The 13,059-nt window shown below is 67.5% G+C and carries 11 protein-coding genes; 7 read left to right on the forward strand and 4 right to left on the reverse strand.

The features are described from left to right. Nucleotide 1: 1 nt before the first annotated feature. A complete protein-coding gene (locus BST13_RS28195; protein ID WP_083168075.1) occupies nucleotides 2-715 on the reverse strand; it encodes an EthD domain-containing protein in 714 nt (237 codons plus the stop codon). 77 nt (nucleotides 716-792) lie between these two features. On the opposite strand from BST13_RS28195, the gene BST13_RS28200 reads away from it, so the two are divergent. Beyond that, nucleotides 793-2,790, forward strand: coding sequence for an FUSC family protein (locus BST13_RS28200; protein WP_083168078.1), 1,998 nt, complete (start codon nucleotides 793-795; stop codon nucleotides 2,788-2,790). A gap of 6 nt (nucleotides 2,791-2,796) precedes the next feature. Here BST13_RS28200 and BST13_RS28205 read toward each other — a convergent pair whose 3' ends face one another. Together BST13_RS28205 and BST13_RS28210 are read right to left on the reverse strand one after the other, a co-directional pair. Continuing rightward, nucleotides 2,797-3,426, reverse strand: a complete 630-nt coding sequence (locus tag BST13_RS28205) for a PaaI family thioesterase (protein WP_083168080.1) — start codon at nucleotides 3,424-3,426, stop codon at nucleotides 2,797-2,799. A 47-nt stretch (nucleotides 3,427-3,473) separates the two neighbouring features. After that, entirely contained in the window at nucleotides 3,474-3,857 is a 384-nt protein-coding gene (locus BST13_RS28210; RefSeq protein WP_083168083.1) for a cupin domain-containing protein, read from the reverse strand. Between the two features lie 134 nt (nucleotides 3,858-3,991). Between BST13_RS28210 and BST13_RS28215 the strand changes: the two genes are divergently transcribed. From BST13_RS28215 to BST13_RS28225, 3 genes are read left to right on the forward strand one after another with little or no spacing between them, the layout of a single operon-like run. Continuing rightward, nucleotides 3,992-5,668: a tetratricopeptide repeat protein gene (locus BST13_RS28215; RefSeq protein WP_245839838.1), complete on the forward strand. Its 1,677-nt coding sequence runs from the start codon at nucleotides 3,992-3,994 to the stop codon at nucleotides 5,666-5,668. A 48-nt stretch (nucleotides 5,669-5,716) separates the two neighbouring features. Further along, nucleotides 5,717-6,196: a nucleoside deaminase gene (locus BST13_RS28220; RefSeq protein WP_083168128.1), complete on the forward strand. Its 480-nt coding sequence runs from the start codon at nucleotides 5,717-5,719 to the stop codon at nucleotides 6,194-6,196. Then, nucleotides 6,189-7,496 (forward strand): alpha-amylase family protein, encoded by a 1,308-nt coding sequence (locus BST13_RS28225; RefSeq protein WP_083168090.1) that lies wholly within the window; start codon nucleotides 6,189-6,191, stop codon nucleotides 7,494-7,496. The genes BST13_RS28220 and BST13_RS28225 overlap by 8 nt, the downstream gene beginning before the upstream one ends. Here the strand turns inward: BST13_RS28225 and BST13_RS28230 are convergent. Further along, nucleotides 7,480-7,920, reverse strand: coding sequence for a DUF1810 domain-containing protein (locus tag BST13_RS28230; protein WP_083168092.1), 441 nt, complete (start codon nucleotides 7,918-7,920; stop codon nucleotides 7,480-7,482). The genes BST13_RS28225 and BST13_RS28230 overlap by 17 nt on opposite strands. Before the next feature lie 91 nt (nucleotides 7,921-8,011). Between BST13_RS28230 and BST13_RS28235 the strand changes: the two genes are divergently transcribed. From BST13_RS28235 to BST13_RS28245, 3 genes are all read left to right on the forward strand, one after another. Then, on the forward strand, nucleotides 8,012-10,180 hold the full coding sequence (locus tag BST13_RS28235; RefSeq protein WP_083168095.1) for an adenylate/guanylate cyclase domain-containing protein: 2,169 nt from the start codon (nucleotides 8,012-8,014) through the stop codon (nucleotides 10,178-10,180). Next, the gene (locus tag BST13_RS28240; RefSeq protein ID WP_083168097.1) at nucleotides 10,177-11,610 is read left to right on the forward strand and encodes a mechanosensitive ion channel domain-containing protein; all 1,434 of its coding nucleotides are present in this window, start codon (nucleotides 10,177-10,179) and stop codon (nucleotides 11,608-11,610) included. Before BST13_RS28235 ends, BST13_RS28240 begins: the two co-directional genes overlap by 4 nt. Nucleotides 11,611-11,734: 124 nt before the next feature. Beyond that, nucleotides 11,735-12,742 (forward strand): esterase family protein, encoded by a 1,008-nt coding sequence (locus BST13_RS28245; protein WP_170064347.1) that lies wholly within the window; start codon nucleotides 11,735-11,737, stop codon nucleotides 12,740-12,742. Nucleotides 12,743-13,059: the final 317 nt, after the last annotated feature.

The raw sequence follows: 13,059 nt of genomic DNA on the forward strand, positions 1-13,059 counted from the left end.
ACTATTGGCGGTCGGGTGCCGCGAACGGCGAGCGGAACACGTAGCGGCTGGTGGGCACCGTGTCGATGTTGGTGCTGGCGCCGAATGCTTCTGTGCTGGCCACCATTCGCCGCATGCGGTCCGCCAGATCGGCGTCGTCGGCAGCACCGAAGAAGGCATGCACGTCGGTCACGGCCGACTGCGGGAACAGTTCCTCGACGATGCCCGAGATCACCGGGGCATCCGGGGTCAGGGCCCGCACCACGGCGTTCTGCGTATAACCGAACGTCGCCTGGGTGTCGATGGCCACCTGCGTGTGGTCGATGTGCCAGCGGTGCCGCCAGGTGTCCTCACTCAGCTCGGCCGGCCTGCGCAGCAGGGCGATGTTGGCCAGCCCGTCGGTGCGCTGTCCGGGGGCGGTGTGCGGGGGCGGCATGGGCACCGATTCGGTGACCAGGTAGGCGTGAACCGACTCGGCTTCGGCGACAAGCAATTTGATCGCCGTACCGACCTGCTCGCCGTAATACTGCTGGGTCCACAGGCTGACCACCGCGAACACCGGGGGGTCCAGCGTGGTCAGGGTCATGAGCGAATCGCGCACCGGAGCGTCCCGCACGTTGATGGACAGTCCCGGCAGCCCGGTGTCGAGCAACTCGTCGGCGACCTCGGTCCGCAGTCGTGCGCACCAGCCGTCGTCGGCGTCTTCTGCTCGCACCAGCACGATGATCTTCTCCACCCAGCGGACAGTAGGCGATTCGCGCCACTTGGCCTCGGTTGGCCACCTACCGGACCGACAGGCGCGAGAATGGGCACGTGCAGACCGGTGGACAGGCAGCCGACGCGCTGCGGCTCAGCACTCCCGACGCGGGTGCGGTGGCGCGCAGTCTGATCGGCACGCTGACGCTCAGCGTGCTCGCGCTCTACGGGGTGTCGCCGACCGCAGCGATGTGGACGCTGGGCGCCGGGGTGATCGCAGGCGCCATCGCGCTGCAGCGCAGCCCGGGCGGGCGGGTGCCGTTGGTCGCAACCGCTTCTGTCGAGCTGTCCATCGTGGTGCTGCTCGCGGTGTTGAGCGGTTCACACTCCGCGGTGTTCGTCATCGTGATCGCGCTGTGGTGCTTCGCCGCGGGGATGCAGTGGTCACTCGGCGCCAACGCAGGCCTGGTGGCCTCGGCCGCGAGCGCACTGCTGGTGATCGCCCCGGTCACCGCGCCGACGCTGGCCGACATCCTGCTCTCCCCGCTTCTGGTACTCGCCGCAGGCCTGGTGCAGGCAGCACTGATCTCGGTACGACCACCACGGCGGTGGCGGGCGCAACGGGAAGGCCTGTCCCGGGCCTACAGATCGTTGGCCGGCGATGCCCGCAGCGTGGCCGCCGACTGCGCGGCCGATGTCGACGACGCGCCGATGACGTGGCTACGGGAAGTGTTCGCCAACAGCCAGGTGAGCCAACAGCCGCGGGCCTACCACGGTGGGTACCGGCTGCCAGAGCGGCTGGCTGCGACGTTGGTCTCGTTCCGCTCGACGGCAGGTGGCGACCGCAGTGACGGGGTGCCGCAGCTGCTGTCTGCGGCCGCTGTGCTGCTCGACGCGATCGCCGACCACAGCCACACCGCGCGCCGCGACGCCGAGCACGCCCTGGTCAGGGTCGACGCCACCGCGGCCGCCGTGACCGGCGCGGAAGCCGCACGTGCACAACGTTTCTCCGAGCAGCTGCGGGAGGCCGCGGTGCTGCGCTTCGGGCAGCTGCACCGGCCCGACCTGATCGGTTCACTCGCGTCGGCGCCTGCCGTGGTCCGTTCGCACCTGACGTGGACATCGCCGATCCTGCGGCATGCGATCAGGTTGTCGGTGACGACGGCCGTCGCCGCAGCCGCTGCGCGCTACGGCACCCTCGGACACGGCTATTGGATGGCGTTGACGGTGGTGGTCGTGCTGCGGCCGGAGACCGCGCACACCTACACGCGGTGTGCCGGCCGGATGGCCGGACTTGCCGTGGGCATCGTCGTTGCGTCAGCGCTGACGGTGTTCTGGCAGCCGGGCACGTTGGCCTCGGTGATCTGCGCGACCGTGTTCGTCGCAGTTGCCTACGGGGTGATCAGATTCGGTTACCTCGCGGTGGTCGTCGCCATCGGTGCCGTGATGGTGTTCGTCGTCGGGGTCGGCGGTTTCACCGATTGGGCGGGCGTTCTCGACCGGCTGGTGGGCGTGCTCGTCGGTGGCGGCCTTGCCGTGATGGCCCATGTGCTGCTGCCCGATCATTCCCTGATCCGGTTGCGACAGCGTGCCGGTGAACTGCTGATGACCGAGATCGATTACGCGGCAATGGTGGTCACGGCGTTCGTGCACGAGGTGGATCACCCCGCCGAGGCGCTGTCGGCGGCCTGGCAACGCGCATTCCGGGCGCGGGCGGCGTTCGAGGCCGCCTGGGGTGCGGCGAGGCTCGATTCGCCGACGCTGCGTCGGTGGCTGCGGTCCTACCGCACCGCGCTGAACGCGGTGACCAGTGCGTGCACCACGTTGGAGAACAGCCTGCCGACCCATCCGTCATCGGCACTTGACGCCGAATTCATCGCCGCGGTCGACGATTACATCGAAGCCTTGCGCGGAGCACCGCCCAGCCCCGCGGTGCCGTGGAGCCTGGACACCGTCGAACTGTCGGCCGCCCTGCGGCGCGTGCACGATCTTGCGTCGACGCTGGCGACAGACAACGGGGCGGCACGCATCCTCGTCGGCGAGCTGACCACCATCACCGGCAGCCTGGCCGACATCTCGATCGACCGGGTGGAGCCGGCCGCGCCATCCCGCTGATCGCGGTCAGCCGCGGGCCCAGCGCGGCAGGATGAACACGCCCTGGGCCTCGGCGGTGACGCCTTCGGAGTCCGAGAGATGGCCTACGGCATACGCTTTGATGCCGTCGGTGCGGGTGATCTGACCTTCGGCATGCAGACCGCCCAACGGGGTGGCCCGCACGTAACGGATGGTCAGCGTGCCGGTGAACCGTGGACTGTCCGGATCGTTGGCGGCCACCTCGCCGAGCAGGTGGTCGAGCACCATCGCGACGATGCCGCCATGCACATGCCCGGGCGGGCCTTCGTATGCGGCCCCGAGGTGGAAGTCGGTGGACACCACACCCGAGGGGTGCTTGACGATCACCAGGGGCGGCGCGATCGGGTTGCGGATACCGATGGCCGGATTGCCCCACGGCATGCGGTCTCCGTCGGAGGTGAAGCGGACCCCGAACGCACCGTCGATCTGCTTGGCCCGCAGCCGTGCCGTGGCGGAGTCGATCTCCGCCTTGGCCGCGGCCACCTCGGCGGGGTCGGCCTCCGAGCGAATGGTCGCGTCGATCAACGCGCGCACCGATTCGGCCAGCGGCTCGTAGGTGGACCTCAGGCGTTGCACATCGGCTGAACGCAGGCCCTCGACATGGGTGTAACCCGGCATCTCAGCACTAGAACACGTTCTCGTGCCGGTGTCGAATCCCCTGGCTGCTACTGCACCTCGAACGGCACGACGACGTCATCGGCCAGCACGACGTACATGCGGCGCCACGGATCGCCGTCCTGCAGCTGCCATTGGTGTCCGGTACCGACAGTGTCCTCGGCCAGCAGGACGTCGCCGGGGTGCAGCGTGAATGTTTCGCCACCCCTAGTGGTGAACACCAACGTGCCGGACAGCGTGATCACGAGCTGGCGTACCGGCGCGGTATGCCAGGCCAGTGTGCCGCCGGCAGCGGTCTCCTCGACCGTGACATGCGTCGCGCCCATCACGGCGGACACCAGATCGTCGTTGCGGCCGGGATTCATCTCCAGTCGGCCGACCTGCACATGCGAGGCACCGTCGGCCCCGGTCGACAAGCGGACGCAGCGAATCATTCCGCCACCGTATGCGGGTCGGCCCGGACCGGTCCACCGATTCGGCTCAGGGGTTTTTCGGCTCAGGGGTTTTTCGGCTCAGGGGTTGTGCCAACACTTCTCGCGAGGCGAGCCGCTGAACTATCGTGCCAGCCGTGACCGAAGCCGAACCGTACTACGACCTGGGTACCTACCACCGGCCGGTCGACACCCCGGCGCAGCAGGCGCAGACGTGGTTCGACCGCGGCCTCGTCTGGGCCTACGCGTTCAACCACGACGAGGCGATCCGCTGTTTCGAACGCGCGCTGGAGTTCGATCCCGACCTGGCGATCGCGCGGTGGGGCATCGCGTACGCAGTGGGGCCCAATTACAACAAGGCCTGGGAGGCCTTCGATCCGGTCGATCTGGCCACGTCGCTGACCCGGGCCCGCGCCGAGCTCGACCTGGCCGCGGGCGGACGCGCGTCGACCGTCGAGCGGGCGCTGATAGCCGCACTGCGCCAACGGTTCCCGACCGCGGACCCGGAGGACGCCGAGGCGTTGACGGCTGGCCATGCCGCCTACGCCGACGCCATGGCGGCCCTGGCGGTGGACCATCCCGGCGACATCGACGTGCAGGCCCTGGCAGCCGACGCCCTGGTCAACGTCACGGCCTGGGCACTGTGGGACGGTCGCACGGGCGAGCCCGCGCCCGGCTCCCGGGTGGTCGAGGCCAAGGCCATCCTCGACACGGCACTGACCACCGCCGAGGGCCGCAGCCACCCCGGAATCCTGCACCTGTACATCCATGCCATGGAGATGTCGGCCACGCCGCAGGATGCCCTGCCCGCGGCCGACCTGCTGCGTGGTCTGGTGCCCGACGCCGGCCACCTGCAGCACATGCCCAGCCACATCGACGTGCTCTGCGGCGACTACCACAGCTCGGTGGTCGCGAATCAGGATGCGGTGCAAGCAGACCGCAAGTTCGTCGAGCGGTCCGGGGCACTCAACTTCTACTCCCTCTACCGCGCCCACGACCTGCATTTCGTGGTGTACTCGGCGATGTTCGCCGGCAACTACCAGATCGCGAGCAGCGCAGCCGACGAACTGGCGCGCCAGCTCACCCCTGAGCTGCTGGCAGTCGGGTCACCCCCGATGGCCGACTGGCTCGAGGCGTTCGTGCCGCTGCGCGTGCACGTGTTGGTGCGGTTCGGGCGCTGGGATGATCTGATCGCCGAACCGCTGCCCGCCGACACCGAGTTGTACAGCACCACCACGGCCACCATCCATTACGGCCGTGGGGTCGCGCACGCGGCCAAAGGCGAACTCCCCCAGGCCCGCGCCGAGCGGGAAGCCTTCGCTGCGGCGTACCGGCGCATCCCGGAGAGCCGCTACCTGTTCAACAACACCAGCCTCGACATCCTCGCGGTCGCCGCGGCCATGCTCGACGGCGAGATCGCTTATCGGGAAGGCAAATTCGACGACGCGTTCGCGCACCTGCGACGGGCCATCGAGCTCGACGACGGGCTGCCCTACGACGAACCGTGGGGCTGGATGCAACCGACACGGCATGCCTACGGCGCGCTGCTGCTCGAGCAGGGCAGGGTCGAGGAGGCCGCCGGGGTGTATGCCGCCGACCTCGGTCTCGACCCCACACTGAACCGGTCGAGCCACCACCCGGGCAATGTGTGGAGCCTGCACGGATATCACGAATGCCTGCAGCGGCTGGGCCGCGACGCCGAGGCGGCGATCATCGCCCAGCAACTGGACCTGGCCCTCGCCCGCGCCGACGTACCGATCGTCGCGTCGTGCGCGTGCCGCCTGGACGTCGCACCCACCTGTTGCGGGGGTTGACCGTCGTTGTGCCCCGGAGCCGTCGTGGGTCGCCGTAAACTCGCGACCGTGGCCATCAGCGACACCGACCTCAAGCACCTGCGCAAGTGCGTCGCGCTCGCCCGTGAAGCCCTCGACGCAGGCGATCAACCGTTCGGATCCATCCTGGTCGACTACACCGGCACCACGGTGTTCGCCGATCGCAATCGGGTGAAGGACGGCGACGAGACTCAGCACCCCGAGTTCGCCATCGCCCGCTGGGCCGCCGAACATCTGAGCCCGCAGCGGCGGGCGCGCGCCACGGTGTACACCTCCGGCGAACACTGCCCGATGTGCTCGGCGGCGCACGCGTGGGTCGGGCTGGGCCGCATCGTGTATGCGACCTCCACGGAACAACTGACCGGGTGGCTCAGCGAATGGGGTGTCCCGCCTGCGCCGGTGGCGCCGCTGCCGATCACCACGGTCGCACCCGGTGTCGCGGTCGACGGCCCGGCCCCCGAACTGGCCGAGGAGATGAAGGATCTGTACGCGGCGAAGTTTCGTGCCTGAGCCGGGGTGGGTGGCGCACGCCATCTGGTGGCAGATCTACCCGTTGGGCTTCGTCGGTGCGTTCCCCGCCGATCCGCCGCCGGGCCCTGACGAACACCGCTTGCGCCGCGTCGTCGACTGGCTGGACCACGCCGTGGAACTCGGCGCGTCCGGCATCGCCCTGGGACCGATCTTCGCCTCGCGCACCCACGGTTACGACACCACCGATCACTTTCGCATCGACCCACGGCTCGGCGACGATGCCGATTTCGACGAGTTGGTGGCACAAGCGCACCGGCGCGGGTTGCGGGTGCTGCTCGACGGAGTGTTCAACCACGTCGGTACCGACTTCGCGCAGTACCGCGACGCGCTCGACGGCGGCCCCGACCATCCGGCGTCGGCGTGGTTCCGGCGCCGTGGGCCGCAGTCGCGGTTCGACACCTTCGAGGGGCACGGCGAGCTGATCGCGCTCAACCACGCCGGCAACGAGGTGGTGGAGTACACCGTCGACGTGCTGCGGCACTGGCTGGCACGCGGCGCGGACGGCTGGCGACTCGACGCCGCATACGCCGTGCCGGACCGGTTCTGGGCGCAGGTATTGCCAAGAGTACGTGAGGAATTCGCCGACGCGTGGTTCGTCGGCGAGGTGATCCACGGTGACTACGCCGCCACCGTCGGCGCTGCCACCTTCGACTCGGTCACGCAGTACGAGCTCTGGAAGGCCATCTGGAGCAGTCTCAACGACGGCAATTTTCACGAACTGGACTGGGGACTGCAGCGGCACAACGATTTTCTCGACACGTTCGTGCCATTGACGTTCGTGGGCAACCACGACGTCACCCGGATCGCCAGCCAGTTGAGCAACCCTGACCATCTCGAGCACGCCCTTGTCATCCTGCTCACCACCGGCGGAACGCCGAGCATCTACGCGGGCGACGAGTACGCGTATCGCGGTGTCAAAGAGGAGCGCCGTGGCGGCGACGACGCGGTTCGGCCCGAATTCGATGCGCTCCCTGAGGATTCCGACGTCCTGCGGTTCCACCGCCACCTGATCGGACTGCGTCGGCGGCATCCGTGGCTGCACACTGCGACGACGACTGCGCTGAAACTGACCAACACGCAATACATCTACCGCAGCACCGGGGCCGATGGATCGTTGATCGTCGCGCTCAATGTCGACGACGCCCCGCTCACCGTGTCGCTGCCAGAATTCGGTACACCGGCGGGCACGGTGATCGCCGGTTCAGGGGCTCCCCCGCAACACGAGATCACCGAGACCGATGTTGCCCCACACGGCTGGCTGATCATCCAGCCGCACTGAGCATCTCCACGGTCACCGGATCGCCGAGCCCGTCGTAGAACTTGTCCAGCACAGCCCGGAAGTCCGCGGGATCGGCGGCAACCGCGGCGAACAGCGTCATGCACGACCGGACCTTGAGGCAATCCGGCCAGCCGAAGATCTGCTCCGCGGACCGCCCGTCGATCGCGGCCACCAGGCGCGCGCACTCCCGCAGCCGCGGTCCCAGTGTCGGGTCGGCCAGGTAGTCCTTAGCCTCCTGCGCCGAGGCGATGCCGTAATGATGCGCCGTCGGACTGCGCCCCAGCCCACGCAGCTGCGGGAAGATGAACCAGATCCAGTGACTGCGCTTGCGGCCCTCGGCCAGCTCGGCGAGCACGGTCGGGTAAACACGTTCCTGCGCCTCGGTGAAGCGGCGCAGATCATCGGGGTCAGCCGCGGTGACCATACGTCGAATGTCGCACAGATACTGTGCAACCGGCCACGAGTTGCTCCGAAAGTGTTCAGCATGCCTGCTGCACGGTTAGTGTTCCGTTCCGATGACGACCGAAGCCGGCTCCCCAGACCTGCAGGTGCCCGCGCGCAAGCAGCGACACCCGCGCCGCCGCATCATGTCCCGGATCAGCATTCAGTCCAAGCTGCTCGCAATGCTGTTGATCACCAGCGTGCTGTCGGCGGCGGTGGTCGGGGCCATCGGATATCAGTCGGGTCGAAGCTCGCTGCGTAATTCGGTGTTCGACCGGCTCACCGAGATCCGGTCGGCCCAGACGCGTCAGCTGGAGGCCGAATTCCGGTATCTGCGCGACTCTCTGGTGGTCTACACGCGCGGCACGACAGCCACCGAAGCCGTGCGGGCGTTCACCGCAGGGTTCGACCAGCTGAACGACGCCGTCATCGCGCCGGTCCAGCAGCAGGCGATCGTCGACTACTACCGCAACCAATTCGCCAAGGCCGAGGAGGCCCAAACCGGCAATCAGGCCGATGTGGCCGCGCTGCTGCCGACCTCCAACCCACAGAAATGGCTGCAGGCCAACTACATGGCGCCGTTCACCGACTGGGACGCAGCGCTGAAATTCTCCGACGCCCGCGACGGCAGTGCCTGGTCAGCGGCCTGCGCGCGGTTCAACGAGTACTTCCGCACCGTCGTCGACCGGTTCAAATTCGAGGACGCGCTGCTTTTGGATACCCGCGGCAATGTGGTGTACAGCGCATACAAGGGTGTCGACCTGGGCACCAACGTCTATACCGGGCCGTACCGCGGCGGCAGCCTGACCGACGCGTACCACCGCGCCGTGACGTCGAACGCCATCGACTACGTCGACGTGACCGATTTCAGCGACTACCAGCCGGCCCAGGCCCCGACGGCCTGGATGGTGTCCCCGATCGGCAACGAGGGCCGGGTGGAGGGCGTGCTGGCCCTGCAGTTGCCCATCACCGGGGTGAATCGGGTGATGACGGCCAACCAGCAATGGCAAGAGGCCGGCATGGGATCCACGGGCGAGACCATCCTGGTCGGGCCGGACGGTCTGATGCGGTCGGTGTCCAGGACGTTCGTCCAGAACCGAGACCAGTACAAGAAGGACGTCATCGAAGCGGGCACCCCGCCCGATGTCGCGGCCACGGCGATCCGCCAGGGCGGCACCACCCTGGTGCAGCCGGTGGCCAGTGACGCGGCGCGGCGTGCCGAACGCGGCCAGACCGGCACCATGATCGATGTCGACTATCTCGGACACGAGACGTTGCAGTCCTACGCCCCCGTCAACCTGCCCGGCCTCGACTGGGTGATGGTGGCCAAGATCGACACCACCGAGGCGTTCGCCCCGGTGACGGTGTTCACGCGGACCCTCGTGCTCTCGACCGTGGCGATGATCTTCGTCGTGTGTATCGCCGCGATAGGGCTGGCCCGGTTCTTCGTCCGCCCGATCCGGCGTCTGGAGGCCGGGGCACAGCAGATCAGCTCGGGCGACTACGGCGTATCGCTGCCGGTCCTGTCCCGCGATGAATTCGGTGATCTGACAGTCGCTTTCAACGAGATGAGCCGTAATCTGCGGATCAAGGAGGACTTGCTCGAGGAGCAGCGCAAGGAGAACGACCGGCTGCTGCGCTCGATGATGCCCGAGCCGGTGGTCCAGCGGTACCGCGAAGGCGAGGAGACCATCGCCCAGGACCACCAGAACGTCACCGTGATCTTCGCCGACTTCGTCGGACTCGACGAACTGTCGGCCGAGCTGAGTTCCGACGAACTGCTCGCGATCGTCAACAAGCTGGTGCGACAGTTCGACGCGGCCGCCGAACATCTCGGGGTCGAGCAGGTACGTACCCTGCACAACGGCTATCTCGCGAGCTGCGGGCTGACAGTTCCCCGGCTCGACAACGTCCGCCGCACAGTGGACTTCGGTGCGGAGATGCAGCGCATCGTCGACCGGTTCCGCGCGGAGACCGGCTACGACCTCCAACTGCGAGCCGGCATCGACACCGGCACCGTCAGCAGCGGGCTGGTCGGCCGATCCAGCCTCGCCTACGACATGTGGGGAGCCGCAGTGGATCTCGCCTACCGGGTGCGCAGTGGCGCGCCGCAGCCCGGCATCTACGTCACGACCCGCGTACACGACGCCACCCTGGACGTGCGGCAGTTCACCCCCGCGGGTTCGGTGAACGTCGGCGGCACCGAGGAGCAGATCTGGCGGCTCACGGAGCGTCAGCTATGAGAAGCGTGCTGGAGACCGACTGGTTCTACTGGGCCCTGTCCGTTGCGATCGGCCTGCCTGTCGGCCTGGTGCTACTCACCGAACTGCACAACACGCTGGCGCGCCGTGGCAGCTATCTGACCCGGCCGGTCGGCTTGCTGCGCAACTACATTCTGCCGCTGGGCGCGCTGCTGATCCTGCTGGTCAAAGGCGGCCAGATCTCTGGTGAGACCACCGGGGTACGGATCGTCGCCACCGCGTTCGGCTTCGTGGTGATGATCCTGCTGTTGTCGGGATTGAACGCCACCATGTTCCAGGGCGCCCCGGAAGGCAGCTGGCGCAAGCGAATCCCGTCGATCTTCCTCGACGTGGCCCGGTTCGCGCTCATCGCGATCGGCGTCGGGATGATCTTCGCCTACGTGTGGGGTGCCCATGTCGGCGGCCTGTTCACCGCGCTGGGGATCTCGTCGATCGTGCTGGGCCTGGCGCTGCAGAACTCGGTCGGCCAGATCATCTCGGGGCTGCTCCTGCTGTTCGAGCAGCCGTTCCGGCTCGGCGACTGGCTCGACACGCCGTCAGCGCGTGGCCGGGTGGTCGAAGTGAACTGGCGCGCAACACATATCGATACCGGTAGCGGCATGCAGATCATGCCCAACTCGGTACTGGCCGGCGCCTCGTTCACCAACCTGAGCCGACCGGAGGCGTCGTATTCCCTGTCGATCGTGTGCACGTTCGCCCCCGCGGATCCGCCGGATCAGGTGTGCGCGCTGCTCACCGGGGTCGCCGCACGGCTACCGCAGATACGTCCGGAAGCCACCGTCAAGGCCGTCGCGATCGGCGGCAACGACTACCGCACGACCATCCCGGTGCGCTCCCCCGCCGACGACGGCGCAGCCAAGGCCACCTTCCTGCGCTGGGTTTGGTACGCGTCGCGACGCGCCGAACTGCACCTCGACGGGATCGAGGACGATTTCAGCACTGCCGAGCGGCTGACAAAGGCCTGCCGACGGATGGCCACGACGCTGCGATTCAGCCACACCGACGAGCAGGAACTGCTCACGCACGCCGTGCTGACCCGCTATGGAGCCGACGAGGTCGTGCAGACCGCAGGCGAAGTCCCCACCCGGATGAGCTACTTGCTCGATGGCCGAGTGCAGGTGACCGCGGCAGGGCCGGACGGTGAGGTGGTGCCGGTCCGGTCCCTGCGTCCCGGCGATTTCCTCGGCCAGAGTGCGCTTACCCGCGAGGCGACGCGGACCTCGGTGCATGCCCTGGAAGAGACCACGATGCTGCAGGTCGAACGTGATTTTCTCGAAGAGCTCGTGACGCGAAATCCCTTGCTGCTGCATGAGATGAGCCGGCTCCTCGACGAACGCAGGACCGATGCTCGTCGGGCCATGACCGCCACGTCGGTGCAGGCCTCGGTCTCGGCGCCGAGTTCCAATCGTTAGCCAACCGCGATCTGCCCACGCCGTCGTGTTACGCGTGTGACTCATGGGGCGCGTGATTCACTTTGCTCGCAAAGCGACGGCAATTGCTTGTAGCGAGCAAACGAAAGGTGGGTTGGTTGCCGTTATGAAGTTCCTCAGAAACATGCGTGGCACGACAGCATGGATCACGTTGCGCCGGTTGATGGTCGGCGCCATCGCGATGCTGGCACTGCCTGGGCTGATCGGTATCGCCGGGGGGTCGGCGACCGCTGGAGCGTTCTCCCGGCCGGGCCTGCCCGTCGAGTACCTCGACGTCTTCTCGCCGTCGATGAACCGCAACATCCGTGTCCAGTTCCAGGGCGGCGGCCCGCACGCCGTGTACCTGCTCGACGGTCTGCGCGCGCAGGATGATTTCAACGGCTGGGATATCAACACGCCGGCGTTCGAGTGGTACTACCAGTCCGGCCTGTCCACGATCATGCCGGTCGGCGGCCAGTCCAGCTTCTACACCGACTGGTACCAGCCGTCGAAGGGCAACGGGCAGAACTACACCTACAAGTGGGAAACGTTCCTCACCAACGAGCTGCCGGCCTGGCTGGCCGCCAATCGTGGGGTGTCGCAGACCGGTAACGCCGTCGTCGGGATCTCGATGGCCGGCAGCGCGGCCCTCACCTATGCGATCTACCACCCGCAGCAGTTCATCTACGCCGGCACTCTGTCCGGCTTCCTCAACCCGTCCGAGGGTTGGTGGCCGATGCTCATCGGCCTGGCGATGAACGACGCGGGCGGCTACAACCCCGAGAGCATGTGGGGCCCGTCCAGCGATCCGGCGTGGAAGCGCAACGACCCGATGGTCAACATCAACCAGCTGGTCGCCAACAACACCCGCATCTGGATCTACTGCGGCACCGGCACACCGTCGGATCTCGACAGCGGGACCAACGGCGGCAACCTGATGGCCGCACAGTTCCTCGAAGGGCTGACCCTGCGCACCAACGTCACCTTCCGCGACAACTACATCGCAGCGGGCGGCAAGAACGGGGTGTTCAACTTCCCGCCGAACGGCACACACAGCTGGGGCTACTGGGGACAGCAGCTGCAGGAGATGAAGCCGGACATCCAGCGGGTGCTGGGCGCTCAATCCGCCACCTAAGTACACGATCCACCCACCCAGGGAGCCTGCCGTTACCCCCGACGGCAGGCTCCCTGTCCGTGTTGGGCACACTCGTCTCCGCGGCTCACGCGGTGGAATGTGCTGGAATCTCGTGCGTCGGCCCACCGGGCCAGGGATTACGTAGGCGGACCAACGCCCTACCGAATCGACCCACCTCCACCCAGCCCGAATGGCTTGGTGGGCAGCGTTATCCGGCCCGGCATGCCGCCGGGCTTGTGCCTAGACGGTATGAGTGACCGTCGGCGTTGTGTCGGGGGTTGCGGGCCGGGGCCTCGCTCACCCATGTTCGTGGGTTA

Source organism: Mycobacterium aquaticum, from assembly GCF_002086485.1.
Classification (GTDB): Bacteria; Actinomycetota; Actinomycetes; order Mycobacteriales; family Mycobacteriaceae; genus Mycobacterium; species Mycobacterium aquaticum.